At 67.0% G+C, this 21316-nt stretch carries 14 protein-coding genes; 9 read left to right on the top strand and 5 right to left on the bottom strand.

All coding sequences use genetic code 11. The annotated features are described in order from the left end of the window. Window positions 1–4: 4 nt before the first annotated feature. Window positions 5–2305, bottom strand: a complete 2301-nt coding sequence (locus tag THIMADRAFT_RS06400) for a primosomal protein N' (RefSeq protein WP_007192169.1) — start codon at window positions 2303–2305, stop codon at window positions 5–7. A 452-nt stretch (window positions 2306–2757) separates the two neighbouring features. On the opposite strand from THIMADRAFT_RS06400, the gene THIMADRAFT_RS06405 reads away from it, so the two are divergent. The 3 genes from THIMADRAFT_RS06405 to THIMADRAFT_RS06415 all read left to right on the top strand — a co-directional run bounded on the left by THIMADRAFT_RS06405 (window position 2758) and on the right by THIMADRAFT_RS06415 (window position 4947). Further along, on the top strand, window positions 2758–3387 hold the full coding sequence (locus tag THIMADRAFT_RS06405; RefSeq protein WP_007192170.1) for an HNH endonuclease: 630 nt from the start codon (window positions 2758–2760) through the stop codon (window positions 3385–3387). A gap of 43 nt (window positions 3388–3430) precedes the next feature. Then, the gene (locus THIMADRAFT_RS06410) at window positions 3431–4306 is read left to right on the top strand and encodes a fructosamine kinase family protein (RefSeq protein ID WP_040730101.1); all 876 of its coding nucleotides are present in this window, start codon (window positions 3431–3433) and stop codon (window positions 4304–4306) included. 125 nt (window positions 4307–4431) lie between these two features. Beyond that, a complete protein-coding gene (locus THIMADRAFT_RS06415; protein ID WP_040730201.1) occupies window positions 4432–4947 on the top strand; it encodes a SixA phosphatase family protein in 516 nt (171 codons plus the stop codon). A 335-nt stretch (window positions 4948–5282) separates the two neighbouring features. Here THIMADRAFT_RS06415 and THIMADRAFT_RS06420 read toward each other — a convergent pair whose 3' ends face one another. Continuing rightward, window positions 5283–7331 carry an elongation factor G gene (locus tag THIMADRAFT_RS06420; RefSeq protein ID WP_007192173.1) on the bottom strand — a complete coding sequence of 683 codons (2049 nt, stop codon included), beginning with the start codon at window positions 7329–7331 and terminating at the stop codon, window positions 5283–5285. 33 nt (window positions 7332–7364) lie between these two features. Here THIMADRAFT_RS06420 and THIMADRAFT_RS06425 point away from each other — a divergent pair, with 33 nt between their 5' ends. Further along, window positions 7365–8330: a L,D-transpeptidase family protein gene (locus tag THIMADRAFT_RS06425; protein ID WP_007192174.1), complete on the top strand. Its 966-nt coding sequence runs from the start codon at window positions 7365–7367 to the stop codon at window positions 8328–8330. On the opposite strand, the gene THIMADRAFT_RS06430 is transcribed toward THIMADRAFT_RS06425, so the two are convergent. Further along, window positions 8309–8506 carry an alanine-zipper protein gene (locus THIMADRAFT_RS06430; protein WP_007192175.1) on the bottom strand — a complete coding sequence of 66 codons (198 nt, stop codon included), beginning with the start codon at window positions 8504–8506 and terminating at the stop codon, window positions 8309–8311. The two genes, THIMADRAFT_RS06425 and THIMADRAFT_RS06430, sit on opposite strands and share 22 nt — an antisense overlap. A 428-nt stretch (window positions 8507–8934) precedes the next feature. On the opposite strand from THIMADRAFT_RS06430, the gene THIMADRAFT_RS06435 reads away from it, so the two are divergent. From THIMADRAFT_RS06435 to THIMADRAFT_RS06455, 5 genes are read left to right on the top strand one after another with little or no spacing between them, the layout of a single operon-like run. Further along, window positions 8935–9546: a chorismate--pyruvate lyase family protein gene (locus THIMADRAFT_RS06435; protein ID WP_007192176.1), complete on the top strand. Its 612-nt coding sequence runs from the start codon at window positions 8935–8937 to the stop codon at window positions 9544–9546. 51 nt (window positions 9547–9597) lie between these two features. Beyond that, window positions 9598–10296: an RDD family protein gene (locus THIMADRAFT_RS06440; RefSeq protein ID WP_007192177.1), complete on the top strand. Its 699-nt coding sequence runs from the start codon at window positions 9598–9600 to the stop codon at window positions 10294–10296. Next, window positions 10293–11279, top strand: coding sequence for a stage II sporulation protein M (locus THIMADRAFT_RS06445; protein WP_007192178.1), 987 nt, complete (start codon window positions 10293–10295; stop codon window positions 11277–11279). Before THIMADRAFT_RS06440 ends, THIMADRAFT_RS06445 begins: the two co-directional genes overlap by 4 nt. Next, entirely contained in the window at window positions 11269–12822 is a 1554-nt protein-coding gene (locus THIMADRAFT_RS06450) for a DUF4129 domain-containing protein (protein ID WP_007192179.1), read from the top strand. Before THIMADRAFT_RS06445 ends, THIMADRAFT_RS06450 begins: the two co-directional genes overlap by 11 nt. Continuing rightward, a complete protein-coding gene (locus THIMADRAFT_RS06455) occupies window positions 12812–13966 on the top strand; it encodes a DUF4350 domain-containing protein (protein WP_007192180.1) in 1155 nt (384 codons plus the stop codon). Before THIMADRAFT_RS06450 ends, THIMADRAFT_RS06455 begins: the two co-directional genes overlap by 11 nt. Window positions 13967–14084: 118 nt before the next feature. Here the strand turns inward: THIMADRAFT_RS06455 and THIMADRAFT_RS06460 are convergent, their stop codons facing one another. Together THIMADRAFT_RS06460 and THIMADRAFT_RS06465 are read right to left on the bottom strand one after the other, a co-directional pair. Beyond that, the gene (locus tag THIMADRAFT_RS06460) at window positions 14085–19607 is read right to left on the bottom strand and encodes a RecQ family ATP-dependent DNA helicase (protein WP_007192181.1); all 5523 of its coding nucleotides are present in this window, start codon (window positions 19605–19607) and stop codon (window positions 14085–14087) included. 335 nt (window positions 19608–19942) lie between these two features. Continuing rightward, window positions 19943–20869: a diguanylate cyclase gene (locus THIMADRAFT_RS06465; protein ID WP_233490201.1), complete on the bottom strand. Its 927-nt coding sequence runs from the start codon at window positions 20867–20869 to the stop codon at window positions 19943–19945. Window positions 20870–21316 lie beyond the last annotated feature (447 nt).

Consider the following 21316-nt stretch of genomic DNA (forward strand, 5'->3'; position numbering starts at 1 on the left):
AACCTCAGCTCATATCCTGCGGATCCACGTCGAGCGACCAGCGCAGTCCTTTGCTTCTGGGTAAGGCGCGCAGTGCGACGCTCCAGCCGGCAAGAAACCGCTGGAGCCGGGGGCGTTGTGGCGATTGGATCAGGAGCTGGGCGCGGTAACGCCCTCCGCGGCGCTCCATCGGGGCCGGGACCGGGCCGTAGCATTGCACTCCGGTCTCTGCGAGCCGTTCGGCCCGGCCTTCGGCAGCTTCCTCGGTATGGCCTTCTGCAAGCCCTTCTGCAATCAGGCGGGCCTGATTCAGGAAGGCCGATGCCGTCTCGGCGGCCGGGGCCTCGGCGCGCAGCAGGGCGAGATGGCTGAAGGGCGGCAGCTCGGCCTCGCGGCGCTCGGCAAGGGCCGTGGTCGCGAAGCCCGTGTATCCGTCGCGCAAGAGACTCTGAAGCAGCGGGTGCTCGGGGTGGCGGGTCTGGAGGACCACTCGTCCGGGGCGCTCGGCGCGTCCGGCGCGGCCGGTGACCTGTACGATCAGCTGCGCGGTGCGTTCCGGTGCGCGGAAGTCGCTTGCGTAGAGCGACTGGTCGAGATCCAGGATCCCGACCAGGGTCACGCCGGGGAAGTCGTGCCCTTTGGCCAGCATTTGAGTGCCGAGCAGGATCTGCACCTCGCCGCGCCGGACCTCGTCGAGCAGGCGGGCCAGCTCGCCGCGGCGTCGGGTGGTGTCGCGGTCGAGCCGGGCGATGCCGACGCCCGGAAACAGAGGGCGCAGCTCCTCGTCGAGTCGCTCGGTGCCGCGTCCGAGCATGCGCAGATCCGTCCCTTTGCAGTCCGGGCAGGTGTCGGGCAGCGGCCGAGTCCAACCGCAGTGGTGACACCAGAGGCGTCGGCGAGCCAGATGGAGTGTGAGGCGCGCGTCGCAATGCGGGCATTCGCCGACCCAGCCGCAGGCGTGACAGGTGAGCACCGGGGCATAGCCGCGACGGTTCAGGAAGAGGAGGACCTGGTTGCCGGCGGCGATCTCGGTACGCATCTCTTCGCGCAGGACGGCCGAGAGGCCGGCCTGGAGCGGCTGATTGCGGATGTCCAACAACGATGTCCGCGGCGTGCAGGCCGCACCCGCGCGCTGCGGCAGACGCAGCCAGCCGTAGCGCTCGGTTTGGGCGTTGTTGAGCGTCTCGAGCGAGGGCGTCGCCGAGCCGAGCACGACCGGGCATCCGACCAGCTGGGCGCGTCGCACGGCGAGATCGCGTGCCGAGTAGCGGAAACCCTCCTGCTGTTTGAGCGAGGCGTCATGCTCCTCGTCGACCAGGATCAGGCCGAGCCGCGGCAGCGGCACGAATACCGCCGAGCGGGTCCCGAGCACGACGCCTGCGCGCCCGGAGGCGGCGCGGTGCCAGGCCCGCTCGCGGTCTCCGGCGGCGAGCCCGGAATGCAGGACGGCGGGCGGATCGGGCAGTCGTGAAGACAGGCGCTCGCGCAGCTGCGGGGTTAGGCCGATCTCGGGAACGATCAGAAGGGTCTGTGCGCCGCGGGCGGCGGCGGCCTCGATCAGACGGATGTAGACCTCGGTCTTGCCGCTGCCGGTCACGCCGTCGAGCAGGAATGGGCTGAATCCGCCCAACCCGGCCGTGACACGACGAAGCGCTTCGGCCTGATCGGCATTGAGCTCGGGGCCGGGGCCGGCCGTGGCGCCGGGCGCAGGCGTGACGGGCCCCGCCGCCGCGAGACGGCAGGTCTCGAGCAGGCCGCGCGCACGGAGGCTGCGCAGCGTTGCCGCACAGGGGCCAAGGCGTGCGTTCAGATCGGCTACCGCGATCCCCTCGGGTCGGGATCTGAGCAGGGTCAGAAGCTCGCGCTGCTTCGGCGCCCGCCGCAATGTCTCGAGGTCCAGGGTCCGGCCGGCGACTGTCGCAGACACGCCGGGGACCTGCTCGTCCAGGATCGGTGTGGCTCGGCGCAGACGGGCGGGGAGTGCGCTGAAGAGGGCCTCGCCGATCGGCTGGCGGTAGTAGTCCGCCGCCCAGCGGATCAGGGTCAGGTCGGCTGCGCCCAAAACGGGACGTGCGTCGAGGAGGCGCTCGATCGTCTTCAGGCGAGCAGGATCTTGGTCGGAGGTGGCGCGCAGCTCGAGCAGGATGCCGACGCGCCGACCTTGGCCGAAGGGCACCAGCACGCGCTGACCGGGCAACAGTGACGGCGTTGCCGTGCAGCCGTCCGATGCCGGAGGAGGCGGCAGATAATCGAAGGCATCCATCAGCGGCGCGGCGACGGCGACACGCAGGATCGAGCCGGGCTTTTTGATCGATGCGGGCGGCACGTTGGTTGAGCGCTGTTTTCCGAGAAGGGTTCCGAGGCGGCTGTCTTCAGATTAGACGCGGGACGTCCATGCTTGGCTAGAAAACGCCGGCAATCACTTGTCGTGGAACATGAAACCCGAGCAATTCACAGTTTCTGTGGATAAGTCTGGGGATGACGGGTGTAAAGCCGACGCGAGCACGCGTCATTGTTACGGTTCTGTTCGTTTGGAAACTTTTTAGCCAATGTGTAAACATGTTTTTAATCAGTAAGTTGATTATTGCCATGGTGTCTCGTCCGGGGGCCACGAATCTACGCCGAGCGCCTTTGCGGATCCGGACGGCGGCTGTGAATGATCAGTGGGTTAAGGCGCGGTCTTGCAGAGGGTCGATCGCATAACCGCATGACGGCGACGGCTTGCGCGCGAAGGTCAACTGTGTATCATGCTCGCAAATTCCGAGCCGTAACGCCGCTATGTTGTCACTGACTCAGCAGGTACTGCGAACGGATTTGGCGGGTATGCCGATGGAATGGATAGACTACCGGGTTGCCGCTCGGCTGTATTTCCTCGGGCAGGTGGCCTATGCCTGCGGGGATGCCTTGTTCGAGCTGCGCGGCGGTATCAATTCCAGCACTCACCGACAGAGTCGCTTGGCGATCCACTCCATCATCGCGACCTACGGGACGCATCACGCCCTGAACAAGCTTCAGGACGATTATGCACCGCCCCTGTCGAACCGCACCCTCTTTCATCGCGACGACCATATGTGCATGTATTGCGGCAGTCGCTTCTCGGGGCGTCATCTGTCGCGCGATCACGTGCGCCCCACCAGTCGCGGCGGCAAGGATGTCTGGAACAACGTCGTGACCGCCTGCGTACGGTGCAACAACTTCAAGGCAGGGCGAACGCCCGAGGCGGCCGGCATGGAGTTGTTGGCGGTACCCTTCACGCCGACGCATGCCGAGTACATCTTCCTGATGGGGCGCCACGTCTTGGCGGATCAGATGGCCTTCCTGCGCGCCCACTTTCCGCGCTCGAGTCCCCTGCATCGGCGTATCGCTCGGGCTGTCGACGAGACCCCGATGAACGACACGGCTGCGTGAGCCCGCCGCGTGAGCCTGCCGTATGGCGGGGACATCGATCCGGATGAATGATCGCGAAACGATCGCACGCCATATCGCGCATGCGACCGGAAGGCCTTTCCGTATCCGGCGAGAGCAGTCGGTCGGCGGCGGCTGCATCAATCGCGCAGTCGTCCTCGCCGACGGTGCGCGGGCCTATTTCGTCAAGCTCAACAGTGCCGACCGCTTGGAGATGTTCGAGGCGGAGTCCGCGGGCCTCGCTGCGCTTGGGGCGGCGAATGCGATTCGGGTGCCGGAACCCGTCTGCACCGGCGTAGCGGGCAACCAAAGCTATCTGGCCATCGAGCATCTCGATCTCGCCGGGCGTTTGGACGGCGCGGAGGCGGGCCGCCGACTCGCGCAGCTGCATCGATGCACCGCGCCCGATTTCGGCTGGCATCGCGACAACACCATCGGCTCGACCCCGCAGCACAACACGCAAACCTTCGACTGGGTCGAGTTCTGGCGTGTGCATCGGCTCGGATTCCAGCTGGATCTGGCGGCACGCAACGGCCACGGCCGCGCCTTGTCGGGCTCGGGCGAGCGCTTGATGTCGGTTCTCGACCATCTGATCGGCCACCGCCCCGCGCCGTCTCTAGTGCACGGTGATCTCTGGGGCGGCAACATCGGTGCAACCCGCGAGGGCGAGCCGGTCATCTTCGATCCAGCGGTCTATTACGGCGATCGGGAGACCGACCTGGCCATGACCGAGCTCTTCGGCGGCTTCGGCTCCGACTTCTACGCGGCCTATCGGGAGGCTTGGCCGATGCCGCCCGAGTACGACACGCGCAGGATCCTCTACAATCTTTACCATATCCTGAATCACCTCAATCTCTTCGGCGGCGGCTATCTCGCACAGGCCAAAGGGATGATGGATCGGCTGCTGGCTGCGGTGCGTTGAGGAGGCGACGTACGCGATGCGGGGAATCCTCATTTCCCTGAAAATGACGGATATGTTAAAAGACCCGATACGACGTCCAAGATTTGTTCGACCTCTGCTTGAGTTACGCCGATCCCTTCTTCTCCATGCCTAGAGAGCTCCTCATCCTGCGACACGCCAAGTCCGACTGGGACTCGGTCGCAACGAGCGATTTCGAGCGTCCCTTGGCGAAACGCGGCAAGAGCGATGCCCCCAAGGTCGGAGCCTGGCTGTATCGCGAGGGTTTGGTCCCGGATCTGGTCGTGAGCTCCCCGGCCGAGCGCGCCAAACAGACCGCCTCGAAGGTCTGCAAGTGCCTCGACATCAAGAAAAAGCAGATCCTCTGGGATGCCGACATCTACGAGGCCGAGGTTCCGAAGCTCTTGTCCGTCCTCGGGCGCTGTTCGCCCGAGGCGGCGACCGTCCTCTTGATCGGCCATAATCCGGGTCTCGAGCAGCTCCTGATGCACCTGGTCGGCGAGGATCTGGAGATCCCGGACGACGGCAAACTCCTCCCGACGGGCACCGTCGCCCGACTGGAGATGCCCGACGATTGGAGTGCGCTGCCGTGCGGCAGCGCTCAGCTGATCTCGATCACCCGCCCGCGCAGCCTCAAGGGCTGAGTCCGTCACGACTTAAACCGCGCCCGAAGGGGTCTGCGGTGTTTTTGGATGGGATCGGCCCCGGCAGACTTGACCACCATTGGTGCCGGCGCGGTTTAAGCCATTAAAAAATAAATTATTTTAAGCAGCGCGCCCGCTAAGGGCCGTGGATGCACTAAACGTCGAGCTGAGTCGAAAACGAGCATCTTACTCGGGACACGGTTTAACCCGGCCGCAGCGTCCGATCGACAAGACCCTCTTTCGCTTTCTTCTCCTAAACCGCGCCCCGCCACGTCCGCGTGCGACCGCCAAGGCCGCAGCGACCCCGCAACATCGCGTGTCGTGTCGAGCGCGGTTTAGAGATCGAACCGGTCGAACTCCATACTGAACTGCCCCCGGCCTTGAGTGAGGCTGCGCAGCGCGGTGGCATAGCCGAGCAGGGGTTCCAGCGAGGCCTCGGCACGGATCGCGATGTCCTCGCCGACGGACTCGGTACCCTGAATCAGGGCCCGTCGCGCCTGTAGGTCGCCCAAGACCGTGCCGAGGTTCGGTTCCGGGATGACGACCTCGACACGCATGATCGGATGCATCGTGACCGGCTCGGCGCGTTCGAGCGCTTGGCGCAGGGCCTTGGATGCCGCCGCGCCGAGCGCCTCCGGGGTCGAGGCCGCGCCGAAAAGCTCGACCTCGACGATCCGCACCCGGATGTCTTGGACCTGGGCGCCGAGCACGGGTCCGGCCGCCAAGGTCGATCTCAGCGACTGCTCGATCGCCTCGCGTTGCGCCGTGCTCGGCTCGACCCCTACGGGGATGACGTGCGCGGCCCATTCGAGCCGGTCGCCGCTCCCGCGCGGGAGCGGCTCGATCGCGAGTGCGACGCGCGCCATGAGATCCTGCTGGCGCGGATCGGGTGTGGGCGGCGGCGCGAAGACCGCATCCGCCGTTGCCGGCCGGCGGATGGTCTCGCGAACGGCGACGGCGGGTCGGCCGCTGCGGATCCGCACGCCGAACTCGCGCTCGATGCGCTCGAGCACGATCTGAAGGTGAAGCTCCCCCATGCCGCGCAGCAGGCGTTGGCCGGTCTCGGGATCCTCTTCGACGCGCAGTGTCGGGTCTTCCTGCTGGACCTTGTCCAGAACCTCGAGCAGCTTCTCTTCATCCGTGCCCGCGGCGGGCTCGATCGCCAGCCCGAGCACGGGGGCGCGCGCCTCGATCCGTTCGAGGCTGAGCAGGTGACCGGGGGCGCACAGGGTATCGCCGGTCGAGGCGTGGCGCAGCCCGGCGAGGAGGACGATCTCGCCCGCCTCGGCGCGATCGATGCGGGTCTTCTTTCCGGCGTCCACGTCGAAGAGCCGTGCGACCTGCTCGCGCCGAGCACTGCCGCCGGGGGTCGGCACCTCCACCGTGTCGCCCGGCGACAAGGTCCCCCGATAGATCCGCGCAAAGACATGGCGGCGCCCGTCCCAGAGTTGGACCTTGAAGGCGAGGGCCGCCAGAGGGCCTTCGGTGCCCATCAGGATCTCGATGTCGGTCCCGTCCGGCTGCACGGCGTGAGCCGACGGTCGGTCGAGCGGCGCGGGAAGGAAATCGACTACCCCGTCGAGCAGCGGCTGAACGCCGAGATTCCGCAGCGCGCTCCCGCCGTAGCAAGGACAGAAGCGGCCCGCCAGCGCGCCGCGACGGATTGCCGCGCGCAGGGCGTCCGGTGCTGGCTCCTCGCCGGCCAGCACGCGTTCGGCCAGATCCTCGTCCATCTCCGCGGCGGCCAGATACAGGGACTCGCGAAGATCCGCGACCGCGTCCCAGAGCGCGTCCGGGCACGGCTCGGTCACGAGCGCATCTCCTTGCTCGCCGAGGAAACCAATTCGCCTTCGTTCGATCAAATCCACGACCGCGCTCTCGTCCGGGATCGGAAAAGTGATGGCGATCGGCTCGATCTTCAGGCGCCGCCTGACTGCATCGAGCGCCCGCCGGTAGTCCGCCCCGGGGCGATCCATCTTGTTGACGAAGAAGAGGGTCGGCAGATTGAAATGCGTGCGTTGACGCCAGACCGTCTCGGTCTGAGGCTCCACGCCCCGCACCCCGTCGAGCACCAGGATGCAGCCGTCGAGGACGCGCATGGCGCGCTCGACCTCGATCGTGAAGTCGACATGACCGGGGGTGTCGACCACCTGCAGCACGTGCTCGCGCCACGGCGCCTTGGTGACCGCGGAGGTGATGGTGATGCCGTGCTGCTGCTCCTCGGCCATATAGTCCATGTGGGCGGCGCCGTCGTGGACCTCGCCGATCTTGTAGGACGCGCCGGTGTAGAAGAGGATTCGCTCGGTCAGCGTGGTCTTGCCCGCGTCGACGTGGGCGGCGACGCCGATGTTGCGGACGTGAGACAATCGAGACAATTTCTTCATCCGATTTCAACCGATATAGAAGCGAGAGAATCTATGAGCGATTTTGTTCTTGGCCGACGTCAACGCGCCTGGATCGCCACCGCGGTCTGTGCGTCTGTCTTGGGCGTCGGGGCCGTCGACGGCGTCGGGGCCGAGACCTTCCGCCTCGAGAACCCGAACGACTCGGTGGTGGGGGTCCCCTTCTACTTCAAGGCGCGCGCCCAAGATACCTTGCTGGACGTCGCGCGCCAGAACGGGCTGGGTTTCGACGACATGCGTCAAGCCAACCCCGATGTCGACATCTGGGTGCCGGGCGACGGCACGCCTGTCATGGTTCCGGCCTTTTACGTGCTTCCGGATGCTCCGCGGACAGGCATCGTGATCAATCGCGCCGAAAAACGTCTCTACTACTTCCCGCCGAACGATCCGAATGAAGTTCGGATTTACGCCATCAGCGTCGGCAAGGACGCCATGGGCACACCTCTAGGCAGCTTCACCGTGATCGAAAAGCGCAAGGATCCGACCTGGACGCCCGGGCCGAACGTTCGTGCGGCCCACGCGGCTTACGGGGACATCTTGCCGGCCGTGGTACCGCCGGGCCCGGACAACCCGTTGGGCAAGTATGCCATGCGTTTGAGCCGTCCCGATTATCTGATCCACGGGACCAGTCAGCCGTGGGGGCTCGGGATGGAGGTCAGCGGGGGCTGCATCCGTATGTACCCCGAAGGTATCGAGGAATTATATGGTTTGACCGATATCTCGACGCCGGTAAACATCATCGACCAGCCCTACAAGGTCGGATGGCGTGGAGACGAGCTGTACCTGGAGGTCCAGACCGGCGAGAAAAGCGTGCGACGGAGCGCGAGGGAGGTGATCCCGCATTGGGCGAAGGATAGCGAGGGTGTGACGATCGACTGGGAGGCGGTGGAGCGGGCCGTGCGCGAGGACACCGGCATCCCACAGCTCGTGGGAAGCCGGCGCAGTCCCTCGGAAGGGTCTTACTTGCCCATGATCTTCTGATACATGCGGTCAAGACGCTCGGTGTTGGCGTTGCAGCAAGCCTGGGCACTGTTGGCAGTGTCCATGGCCTGCTGAGCCATGTCGCGAGCGGTCTGGTCGGTGGTGCAACCGCCCAGCAGGGAAACGCCGAGAACGGCAACAGCGGACAGGGAAGCGAGCTTGACAATCTTGGTCATCGTTTTAAATCTCCTGAAGTTGGCCACTAGGCCCTATGTATATAACACATCACCGCGGGTTTTTCCGAGCCTCGGACCTTTTCCCGCCCCGGAGAGCCGGAGCGTCTTGGCTTGAGGCTGGCGGCTGATCTCGCATTTGTTGCTTTTGCCCCACTCCAAAGAACGTGAGACGCTGAAGACAGACGCGGATCAACAGACAGATTGAGGCAAATTTAGCCACGTATCAAGTCTGCAACGACCGTGTAGGCGAGTTTTTTTCATCGGCACCGTGTCGATACACCTCCGGGGGTGTACGCTCGCTGAACGATATGCCCCGTCGCGGAACCTCGGCGCTGGATCCATGCACCCTCGTGGGGCAGAATTGCGCTCGGTCGACCACGGCGGTGATCCGTCTGCCGACCGTCCTTGCCGGCTCGAAGGAGATGCAGATGCGCCGTTACTACGGTCGTTCAGTTCAGGACCAGGGGACGCGATCCGCGCAGGCGTCCTTCCGCTGCGACGGGTTCGTCCGCGACGGCGTCATCGCCGCACCTTCCGGGGACCCGGTGGCGTTGATGACGCTCCCGCCCTTTTTGCGCGCGCTCCTGGTGACGGACGGAACCGTGACCAAGATCCTGGAGGCCTATTTTTGGGAGCCCGTCACGGTCGACACGCTCGAGCAGCGTTTCGAGACCGCCGAGGAGTCCGTTCCCGCGATCCAGGTCGTGCCCGGCGATCGCTGTCTGATCCGCGATGCGCGGTTGCGCGGCACGGATTCGGGCCGCAGTTTTGCCGAGGCCTTCTCGCTGATTCGAACCGAGCTGATCCCGTCCGGCTTCCGCCAGCGCCTCATCGACCGCGAGATCGGCATCGGCGTGCTGATTCGCGACAGCGGTCTGGAGAGCTATCGCGAGGTCTTGGACGTCGGTGTCGAGGTGAGCACCGAGGGTCGCCTCGCCGTGTGTCGAACCTACCGCATCATCATCGAGAGGCGTCCGGTGATTCTCATTACCGAGTGCTTCCCTCTTGCGCTCTATGCAGGGGAGCCGGACGCGGCCTGACCGGGCCCGACCTTCGGGTGCCTCGCCCTGAGCCCGCGTCCCGAACGGACCATGCCGACACCCATCGATACCGTTCGGCTCTACGAGACCCCGGAAGGCGTGGATCTTGCGCTGCGAGTGGCCGGTCCGGCTCCGCGGGCCATCGCCTACCTTCTGGATATCCTCATCCGCTTCGCGCTTCTGCTCCTCGTGCTGCCGCTCGCGGCCTTTTCCGGCCTCGGCACCGGTCTGATCCTCCTCGCCGTCTTCGGGCTCGAATGGCTCTACCCCGTGGTCTTCGAGGTCCGTCGCGGAGCGACGCCCGGAAAGCGCCTGATGGGCCTGATGGTGGTGCATGACGACGGGACGCCCGTGCGCTTGCCCGCGTCCCTGATCCGCAATCTGCTGCGGGTGGTGGACTTTCTCCCGGTGTTCTACGGCGTCGGACTCGTCAGTATGCTGGTGGATCAGGATTTCCGCCGTCTCGGCGATCTGGCCGCGGGCACCCTGGTGGTCTATGCCGATACGCCGCCGCCGAAACCGACACTCCCGCGGGTCGCCCCGCAACCCCCGCCGGCGGGTCTGCCGGTCGAGGCACAACAGGCGATCCTGGCCTTCGCCGAGCGCGGTCAAACCGTGTCCGAGGCGCGCCGGATCGAGCTCGCCGAGATCCTCGCGGACGGCGTCGGTCGGCAAGGCGAGGGTGCCGTCGCGCAGGTCAATGCCTGGGCCGCATGGCTTGCGCGCGGGGTACCGGACGGTCGCGGATGAAACAGGACGCCTTCGAGTCCGCCGCATCGCCGATCTGGACCGAGTACCGCGTCATGCTCGACGCACTCGAGAATCCGCGCCGACGGCGGGCGCATATCCCCGACTTAGCCTCCTTTCCGCAGCTGCATCGCCGTCTGTGCAGCGACTATGCGCTGGCGCGCAGTCGGCGCTACAGCCCCGGGTTGATTGCAGATCTCGAGGTGCTGGTGCGGCGGGGTCACCGCCAACTCTATCGGCGAGGCTCCGCCCCGTTGCGGGCCACGCTCGATTTCATGGCCAGGCAGTTTCCCCGGACCCTGCGTCGCCACTCGGCGGTCTTCTGGATCGCCGCGGCGCTGTTTTTTCTGCCGATGATCGGGATGGGGGTCGCCGTTCATCAGGATACGGATCTGGTCTACAGCCTGCTCGACGCCGAGCAGGTTGCGGATCTCGAGTCGCTCTACGACCCGACTCGGCACGCGCCGGGACGCGGCAGCGAGCGCTTGGCCGATACGGACGTGGCCATGTTCGGCTTCTATGTCATGAACAACGTCGGGATCGGTTTTCGCACCTTTGCCGGCGGCCTCGTCTTGGGTCTCGGCAGTCTGGTCATCCTGCTCGTGAACGGGCTGTCGATCGGTGCCGTCGCCGGGCACCTGACCCGCCTGGATTACGGGACGACCTTCTGGCCCTTCGTCAGCGGACACGGGCCCTTCGAGCTGACGGCGATCGCGATTTGCGGGGCCGCCGGATTACTGCTCGGTCAGGCACTCCTGGCGCCGGGGCAGCGCACCCGGCTCGCCGCGCTGCGCGCGAATGCCCGCGATGCCGTGATCCTCGTCGGCGGTGCAGCGCTGATGCTGGTCTCTGCCGCGGTGATCGAGGCCTTCTGGTCGGCGGGGCCAGCGCCGTCGGGGCTGAAATACGGCGTCGGTGTCCTCGGTTGGGTCCTGGTCGCGGTCTATCTCGCGCTGGCCGGACGGGCGGGCGACGATGCGCATTGACGCCATCGGCGCGCGTTTGCGTCCGCGCCGCCCCTGGGAGGGGGTCGATCTGGGCTTTGCGCTGGGGCGAGAGTGGTTCGTGTCGCTCTGGATCCTGTGGTGGGTCACCGCGCTGCCGATCGCTGCGCTCCTTGCGGTGCTGACCGGCGGAAGACCGGACCTTTGGCTGGTCGCCGTCTGGTGGTGCAAGCCGTTGTACGAGGCGCCGCTGCAGTCCTGGGCGGGCCGTGCCCTGCTCCGCGAGCGTCCGGAACGCGCAGAGCTTGTCGGCATCGTTCGGGCCGCTTTGACGCGACATATCCTGCCTCTACTCCTGTGGCGCCGACCCGGACTGCGCCGCTCCTTTCTGATGCCGGTCACGCTTCTAGAGGGTCTGACCGGTGCTCCGGCTCGTCGCCGCCGCGCGGTCTTGAGCGACGGCATCGGCGCGCCGACCTGGCTGACCCTGGTCTGCTATCACTTCGAGGCCATCCTTTGGGGCGGCGTGCTGCTTGGTTTGGTCTTCCTGGTCCCCGAGGAGCTGCCCCGTCTCGATCTGACCGCCGCCGTCACCGAGTCCGACTCCCCGGTCTATTGGATCAGCGCCGCGATCTATCTGCTCGCCTTTTCGGTGATCGCGCCCTTCTATGTCTGCGCCGGCTTCGGTCTCTATCTGACCCGTCGCACCGAGCTGGAGGCGTGGGATCTGGAGCTTGCGTTTCGCCGCGCGCGCGACGAGCAGGACGCGGCCGCCCGCGAAGCCCGGAGCCCGACCTCGGGCGCTCTCTCGGCCGTCGCGATCCTGTCCTTTCCGAGCACCTCCGCAGATGCGTCCACGCCGCAAGACCCCGCTCTCGATGCCTCTGTCGATGCCGCTCTCGATCCGGGCGAGGCGCAGGTCCTCATCCGCGAGATCCTTGCGGACGAGGACTTCGGAGGCACCCAAGAGATCACACTCTGGCTGCCGGTCGAGCCCGACCCGACCGAGCCCGTCGCAGGCTGGACCTGGTCGATCGATCTCGGCGGATTCGCGGTGGCCCTCGCCGAGATTCTGAAGTGGTCTCTGCTTGTTCTGGCCTTTGCCGTGCTCGTTTGGCTAGCGCTCAAGATCATTCAAGGGATGGCGCAGACGCGGTCTCGATCGCGCAGCTCGAGACCCGGATCGCGAGGCGAGAGCGATAGGCCGCCGCGCCTGCTCGAGGATCTCGGCACCGAGCCGCTTCCCGAGGACCTCCCGGAGATGATTCGTCGCTTGACCGACAAGGGCGAGCACCGCGCGGCCCTCGCCTTGTTGTATCGCGCGAGCCTCGCCGAGCTGGCTCGGGGCGGTGTGGCGATCCCCGCGGGTGCGACCGAGGGCGATGTCCTGGCAATGGCGGCGAAGACCCTGCCGGCCCCGCGCGTCGGTCTCATGGCCCGTTTGACCGGGCACTGGAGCCGGGTTGCCTACGCGCATCGGCCGCCTTCGGGCGCCGAGCTCATCGCGCTGCTCGATGACTGGTGTCGTGCTCGGGACCTTCCGACCGGACCGACCCGAGAACCGAGGTCTGCTCATGACGTCTGAGCGCCGCGTCTTCAAGCTGGTGGTGGTCGGGCTGATCCTGATCGTTGTTGCCCTGATCGGCGCGGTCTTAAGTCAGCTCGAGCGCAGGACACTCCAGATCGAGATCGGCCCCTCGGAAGAGGCCAGGCGCAACCCCTTCCTCGCGGCGGAGCGCTTCCTGGCGCGCATGGAGATCCCGGTGGCGAGCGAGAGCGGGCGCGAGCGTCTGCGTCGACTCCCGCCCCCGACCGACACGCTGGTCGTGCGCCACACGGGGTCTCTCGCGCCCGAGCGCCGTCGGGCACTCGACCAATGGCTGACGGACGGCGGGCGTTTGGTGGTTACGGCGAGCGCGCCCGAGACGGCAGGCGCGGAGGAGGGCGACCTCGCTGCCGGTTACGGGGTGCGCCCGAGCACCGAGGATGCGAAGCGGTCCGCGGCCGATGACCACACCGAGGTGATCGCCGAGATCCCGGTCGAGGGTACGGGGCGCCCGCTCCGCGCGGCCTTCTCGACCGAGCGAGCCCTGGAGACGGTTGCCGAGCCGGACATGGCGATCATCGCCGCCGATCGGCTGCGTCTGGTGCGGCTGCCCGTCGGCGACGGATCGCTCACGGTGCTCGCCGAGGATCGCTTTATGACCAACGCGGCGATCGGCGAGCACGACCATGCACTCTTGATGGCGTACCTCCTCGCCCCCGAGCCCGGCGGCACCGTTTGGCTGCTCTACGACCGCGAGATGCCTTGGTTGGGGGCCGTGGTCTGGTCCGCCGCGCCCTACGCGGTGATCTCCGGTGCCTTGTGTCTGCTCGCCTGGGCCTGGGCGGCGGGCGCACGGCTCGGACCGCTCCAGCCGGTGCCGAGTCGTGACCGGCGCGATCTACTCGAACATTTGGACGCGAGCGGCGACTTTCTCTGGCGACATGGACAGGCCGACCCTCTGATCAAACCCACCCGCCGGCGGGTCCTCGAGCGCTGGCGACGTCGCCGCCCGGACCTCGGCGGCCTCGACGATGCGGGCCTGGCCCACGCGATCGCGCTCGCCGCGGACGAAGACCCGGATGCCGTCGTCCGTGCCTTCCATGTCCATGCAGAAGACGCCGACGCCTTCGTGCGGCAGAGTGCCCTGCTTCAGCGTCTGTGGCGCAAGGCGTCGATTCGGTAGGGTGGATAAGCGCCGTAGGGTGGACAAGCGCAGCGCAGTCCACCAGCGTCGGTGCAGGGTTCGGTGGACTTCGCTCTCGCTCGTCCACCCTACAGGTCCCATACGCCCCGCATCGCATTCAGGGTCCGCGCCATCTGATCTCCACCAGCGGCACCTCCCAGCGCTCCGAGCGGCAATGCTGCGCATGCTCGGGCGGGTTTTGTCGGCTGTCGCGGCGGATCAACGCGTGGACGCGGATGCGCTCGATGCGATCGAGGTCGGGGAGCCAACGGGCCGCCGCACGTTTGGACAGGCGGGCGATGCGATGGCCGGCTTGGTCGAGCAGAAACAGGTCCTGGCCGACCTGCTCCCAACGCAGCTCGTCGCCCGGTTCGAGTGCGGCGAGATGACGGTGGATCGCCGCATCCGGGGACATCCGCCCGGCATAGCCGAGATCCAAGTCTGCCGGCGAGAGGCGCGTGTAGCGGCGCCCGATGACCTCGGCAGGCGGTGGCTCCACGGCCGGCTCGGCCTTGATCAGCCAATCGCCCTCGATCTCGGCAAGGTACGGGTGGCGAGTGCCGGCGATCGCCATCAGCGTCAGGGTCTCCTTCGCGCGCGTCATGCCGACATAGAAGAGGCGGCGCTCCTCCTCGTTCTTCGGATGCGCATCCCATGCGCCGTCGGCGATGAGGACATGGGGAAACTCCAACCCCTTGGCGCCGTGCAGGGTGGTCAGCAGCAGGCCCTCGCCGAGCCGGCGCTCGCGGCGCTGCTCGGCGAGCGTCTCGTAGCAAAACTCGGCGATCTCGGCGGCGGGCACCTCTGTGGCGCCGGCCTCGGCCTGCCAATCCTCGATCAGGCGCTGCATCACGGAGCGCCAGGGGCTCGGGCGCTCGGTCAGCCACTCCGACAGCGCCCGAGCGCTCATCGGCTCGCGTGCGTGCTGCGCGAGGGTGCTCAGGAAGGCGTCGATCTCGCGGACCCGGTGCAGGGGAGGTAGGTCGTCGGGCCAGTAGACCGGGATGCCTCGGTGCTCGCAGAGCGCGCGGACCGGCTCCAGGATGGCATGGCGGCGGGCGAGGACGGCGAAGTCCGACCAGTCTTGATCGCCGAGGCGCCGAAGCTCCTCGATGCGTGCTACCACCGCGACGGCCTGGCGCGGCGGATCGGCCACGCCGAGAAGGAGCACCCGTCCCTTCGCATGGCCGTCGAGGTCCTGCCAACGCCCGCCGGCGGCCCGGGTGGCGCGACGCCGATCGACCCGGATCGGGTGGTCGCGCTTCATCCGTTCGCGGTTGTGCGCGATCAAGGCGTTCGCGGCGGCGACGATGTGGCCGGTCGAGCGGTAATTCTCGACCAGGTGATGCAGCTCGGCGGCGTAGTCCTCTTTGAAGCGGCGGATGCAATCCACGTTCGCGCCGCGGAAGGCGTAGATGCTCTGGTCGTCGTCCCCGACCGCGAGCAGGGTCAGCTTGTCCTCGTCTTGGGCCCGGCCGGCGATGGCCGCCACCAATCGGTACTGATCCGCGTCGATGTCCTGATACTCGTCGACCAGGATATGCCTATAACCGGCGAGGAGGCGTTCGCGCGCCGTATCGGGCTCGATGCCGGGCAGGTCCACGCGGCCCTCCAGCAGGTCCACGGCCTCGGCGATGAGGCCGTCGAAGTCGGGCGCGGCATCGGTGGCCGCAGCGAGGCGCTCGGCGTAGGAGCGCCCCGTCAGCCGCATCGCAAAGCCGTGGTAGGTCTGTACCGTGACGCCGCGGGCCTCGTCCCCGACCAGCTCCGCGAGCCGGCGGCGCAGCTCGAGCGCAGCACCGCGATTGAAGCAGAGAACCAGGATGCGATGCGCCGGAACCCGCAGAACCCGCAGCAGATAGGCGCAACGGTGGACGATGACGCGGGTCTTGCCCGAGCCCGGACCGGCCAACACCAGACGGTTGCCGTCCTCGGGTGCGGCGACGATCTCGATCTGCTCGGGGTTGCCCAGATCATCGACGATCCGGCGGAAGGACTCCGCGGTGGTCGCGCGCAGGAGCTGCTCGCGGCGGTCGGCGAGCCAGCGTTTCACGAACGCCTCTTTGCCGAGCGTGAAGTAGCCTGTGACCAGATTCAGGGCCTGGCGGATCTTCTCCGCGCCAAGCCGGGCGTACTCGTTCATGACATGGATCTGGAACACCCGCTCGCGATAGTGCTGGGCCAGCGGCTGATACTGGGCCTCGCTGTAGCGTCGTCCCTTCGCCTGCGGGAGCAGGCGCAATGTCATGGCCGAGCGGAACACCGCGAATCCGCCTTGCAGGATGATGGCGCCGTGCTCGTGCAGGAACAGCAGGCCGCGCTCGGCTGCCGCCAGCGGGTCGCGCAGCTCGGCGGACAGGGCCAGATCGCCGCGCAGCGCGCGGGTGAGCTCGTCGGTGCCGAAGGCCACCAGCAGCGCGCCGTTGGCGGGGGCGTCGTCCGGCAGCTTGGCCAGGAGGGTCTCGAGGATGCGTTGGGCCACGGCGCGGCGGCGCTCGGCGGTGCGGTGCAGGGTCGGCCAATCGCGATGCAGACGCAGGCGGTAGTGGTCGCGGTCGGTCTGGCGCAGATCCAGGCTGCCGCGGGCGCCGGCCAGGCCGCGACCGTCCAGGGTCAGGCCCTTGAGCAGGGTGCGCAGGGTCTCCGGGTTGCCGTCGTGGCCCTGATCGAGCAGATGTTGGTTGAGACGGCGCAGCGAGAGCGGCAGCCAGACGCCGGTCTGCGCGTCCGGCTCCTGCTCGCGCAAGGCATCCAGCATGGCCCGCTCCAGACGGGCGACACGCGTGAGGATCAGGGCCGAGTGATTCTTGACCTTGTGACTGACGAATGCGGTGAGCTGCGGGCCGTCACGCAGGAGGCCGGCGCCGGCCATGTCGTGCAGGGTGCGCAGGACGCGCTGCGACGGGGTGTCGCCGCGATCCCAGGGCGGGATCGGGTCTGGCGTACCGGCCTGACCGGACGCTGCGCGGACGAAGGCCGGCAGGCGAGCCAGGTCATCGGCGCTGAAGGCCTCGTCCGGCTCGGTATTGAGCATCGCCTCAAGGATCGCCAGCCAGCGTTGACCCTGGGCGGCCGAGAGGCCCAGACCGCGGATCGTCCGCTCGGCATCCTCCAGGCTCGCCACCGCGGGACGGCCCTGGAAAACGAAGGTGCGGTTCTCGTTGCGCTCGACCAGCCCGGCACGCTCCAGCCAGGCGATGGCGATGCGCACCCGGGTGTCGGCGTCGGTGGCCTCGGGATCGAAGCCCAGCCTGAGGTCCTCGTCGCGCAGCAGCTCGCCGCTGGTGACGACCACGACGCCCTCGCGGTCGCGCTTGGCCCGACGCACACCGCGCAGGATCTCGGCGATGTCGCGGCGCGACAGCTCGGAGAAGGACTCCATGCGAAACTGCCGCTCGATGTCCTGCTCGTCGTAGAGCAGGATGCAGGCCGCGGGTTTGCGATCGCGACCGGCTCGGCCGGCCTCCTGGATATAGCTCTCGAGCGAGCCCGGGATGTCGGCATGCACGACCAGGCGCACGTCCTCCTTGTCCACGCCCATCCCGAAGGCATTGGTGGCGCAGATGACCTGCAGCTCGCCGGCGACGAAGGCCTCCTGGATGCGCTTCTTCTCTGCTGCATCGAGACCGGCGTGGAATTCCTCGACCGCCCAGCCTTCGCGCCTCAGGCGGTCCGCCAGCACCTCGGTGCCTTTGCGCGTCGAGGCGTAGACCACCGCCGCGCCGCCGGTCGGGTCCGGATCCTCACTGGATCTCGGAGGGCCGAGGTGCTCGGTCAGGATGGCGTGGATCCGGGCGTCCTTCTCGTGCTTGCCGACGACTTGGACCTCGAATTCGAGATTGTCGCGCTCGAGCCCGCCCGTGTAATCGACCAGATCCAGCCCCAGCTCTTCGCGGAAATAGGCCAGGATTTCGGTCTTCACGTCCCGCTTGGCCGTGGCCGTGAAGCAGGCCACGGGCGGGACCGGCACACCTTGGCGCTCGGCCAGGGTGCGGATGAAGCGCCCGGCATAGAGATAGTCGGGTCGGAAGTCGTGGCCCCATTTCGACAGACAGTGGGCCTCGTCGAAGATCCAGCAGCCGATCTCGCGGCTGGCCAGCATGTCCGCCACCGAGCGGTTGCGCAGCTGCTCCGGCGAGATGTAGAGCAGGGCGATGTCGCCGAGGCGCACTCGCTCCATCACGTCGCCGCGTTCCGGCGGGGTCAAGAGGCCGTAGATGGCCGCCGCACTGGTTGCACCCGTCTTCTTCACCAGGTTGTCGACCTGATCCTTCATCAAGGCCTGCAAGGGCGAGATGACGACGCTCAGGGTGCCGCGTCGATGTGCGCGCACCAGGGCCGGCAACTGAAAGCACAGCGATTTGCCGCCGCCTGTCGGCAGGATCGCGAGCAGCGAGCGATCCGCGATGCCGTCGCGAACGACGCGTTCCTGCAGGCTCCCGCCGTCCTGCGCCTGCGGCTCGGCCCGGAAGGCGTCGAAGCCGAACCAGCGCGCGAGCTGCGCCCGCGGGTCGTTCACCTCCCGGCACCAGGCACAGCTTGGGTCCTCGCAGGGGGTGTCCCGCAGGGCCTTGAGCAGCGTGACCGTCGCCGGGAAGCGATGCCGCACCCAGGGCGGAAGCACCGAGCTGCCGCCGGCCACCTGAAGCCAGGCGGCGGCATAGGCGAGGACCGGGCGACGGTCGGGATTCGCCAGATGATCCAGAATCAGGCGCGGCGCGACGCTCGAGCAGGCACGGCCCTGCCAGCGGGCGAGCAGGGTCTCGCGCACCTCCGACAGGCTCGGCAGCTCGCCCGAGAGCAGTCGAAAGACCGCCGCTAGGCCGTCGCCGCCGGTGGCGTTGGCCTCCAGCAGGGTCGCGCCGCGGAAACAGAACTGGAAGACCCGGATCAGGTCGCGCTCGCCGTTTCCGGCCCCGCCCGTGGACGTGTTCGTAACAACGGCCGGTAGGGTGGACGAGCGAGAGCGAAGTCCACCTACGTCCGCGCCGGCGCTGGTGGACTGCGCTTCACTTGTCCACCCTACGACACTTGTCCACCCTACGACGCTTGTCCACCCTACGACGCTTGTCCACCCTACGACGCTTGTCCACCCGGCGGCGCGTGTCTGGCCTTCCGGCCCGGTCGGCGAGGTGGTTGGGTTTGCGAGCGAGGGCTCGTCGGCAATCCCGTGGGTGCAGCGCCGCGCCAGCTCGTCGAACTGCTCGCGCAGCACCTGCTCGGCCAGGCGGCAGTCCTGAACCGGGTCGGCGACGCTGTCGCGCACCAGCTTGTAGTCCTTGACCAGCCGGTGATAGGGGTTCGCCGGGAAGGCCAAGGGGGACAGATACAGGGTATCGATGATGCGCCGCCCGAGCAGGTCCAGGCTCGGCGCGCGGGCCCGCAGTGTCGGCAGGTCGTGCCCGAGCAGATTGTGGCCGACGACGAAGCTCGCATCGCCGGCAAACCGCGTAAGGTCATCGAGCGCACGCGCCGGATCGAATCTCCCTTGGCGACGGAATTCGCGCCCCTGTCGGATCGCCCCGATCTTGTGGATGGCGCCGTCCGGCCCGGTCTCCAGGTCGAGCAGGAGCGAGCGCTCGATGAGCGAATCGATGCCGGACGTCGGTGGCGGCTCGGTTGTCGGGGCGTGATGAGGCACGGGTCTAGTGCGGGTCTGCTTCCATGAATCCTCCGCAGATTAAACCGAAACGCGGGCGAGGTATCGACCGAAAGACCGGAATCGGTCCTGCGCTTGCCGAGGCCTGCTTCACCGGCCGATCGGTCGATGCAATCCCCCTACCGACCTGAGGGCGTGCGCGATGCGTTCGACATCCTGATTGCGCAGGATCGGATGCCTCCCGAGTGTAACGCGTTGGGGGTCGAGCAGCGGAGTGACCCCGATGATCGCTGGCGCGCGATTCAACCAGGATCGCTTCGGGGAGGCTCGAACAGGTCCGCACGGCCCTGCGCAATGCCGAAGGTGTGGGGCTGGATTCAGGGGGCGACGGTCGCGACCCGATTCCGCCCTCTGCGTTTCGCCTCGTAGAGGGCGGCGTCCGAGGCCCGTATCAGATCCGCCGGCGACGCGACGGACGCATGGTCCGAGGATGCGACGCCCACGCTGACGGTCACGCGCTCGGCGATCGGCGAGGACTCATGCGGCAGATTTAGGTCCCAGACGGCCTTGCGGATCCGCTCTGCGACCTGTTCCGCGCCGAGCACGGTCGTCTGCGGGAGAACAAAGGCGAACTCCTCTCCGCCGATTCGCGCGGCGGCGTCACCCGGTCGCTGCAGGGCGGACGCCATCGCCTGTGCGACGCCGACCAGGCAGCGGTCTCCCGCCGGGTGTCCGTAACGGTCGTTGTAGGCCTTGAAATGGTCGACGTCGGCTGAAATCACGGCAAGGGTACCGCCGTTGCGATCGGCTCGTTTCCACTCGCTCGCGAGCTGCTCTTCGAAACACCGCCGATTGCCGATCTGCGTGAGCTCGTCGAGACGCAACATCTCTTGAAGAGCCGAGCCCTCCGCAACCGACGACGCGAGCCGCAGGCGCATGTCTGTAGCCTCGCGAAACAATCGCTGTACCCGAGCGTACGAAGACAGCATCGCGATACCGAACACCAGGATCATCAGCCCCATGATCACATGCACGCGGTCGCCGAGCATGAGCATACTGAAGGTGATGGGCAGCACGATCGGGATCGCAAAACAGGGGTATGCACGATACAGAGGCGAGAGCAGCGGTACACCTCCCGCTACCATTCCGCCGAGTACGAAGGCAAGAAACACCTGATGCGTGAAGGATGTCGGGTGAAACAGGGCGATCCCCGCTCCTCCCCATACGAACCCCGCCGCGCACGCGCCCGCCACGAAGTTTCGCCTCCAGACCGCGTCCTCGACGCTGCGGGTCCGAAAATGCACGCAGGTTCAGGAACCGAAACGCGGTTACCGAAACAAGACAGGCCAGCCAGATGAGTAACGTCGTCTTCCGGATGCCTCCCCAAAGAACGCCGGTGAGGAGGAGAGCGTTGACCAGGCTCACCGCCAAGGCGATCGGGAGCTGTCGATAGGCTTGTTCGATCAGAGCGGAGAGAATTGCGGACTCTCCGGGACCGGCGAGCTCGCGGTTTGCAGGTTCCAAATCAGAACCTCCTCCGGCAGGATTCGGTGGTTCGAGACGTCTGTTTGCCGGCGTGTTTTCCAATGCTTCGAGCGGCTGCCGACCTCCCCGGCGGCGGCGAATAGCCGAGTACTCGGAATGTTCTTCTTCGGCTAGACGGCCTTGAGTCTACTGCGTTTTGTAAAGTCATGTAAAACGAGGGTTGTCGAGTGCGTTGTCGACCGCTTGCGCCAAAGTCTTTTCGGCTG

Source organism: Thiocapsa marina 5811, from assembly GCF_000223985.1.
In the GTDB taxonomy this organism is placed as follows: Bacteria; Pseudomonadota; Gammaproteobacteria; order Chromatiales; family Chromatiaceae; genus Thiocapsa; species Thiocapsa marina.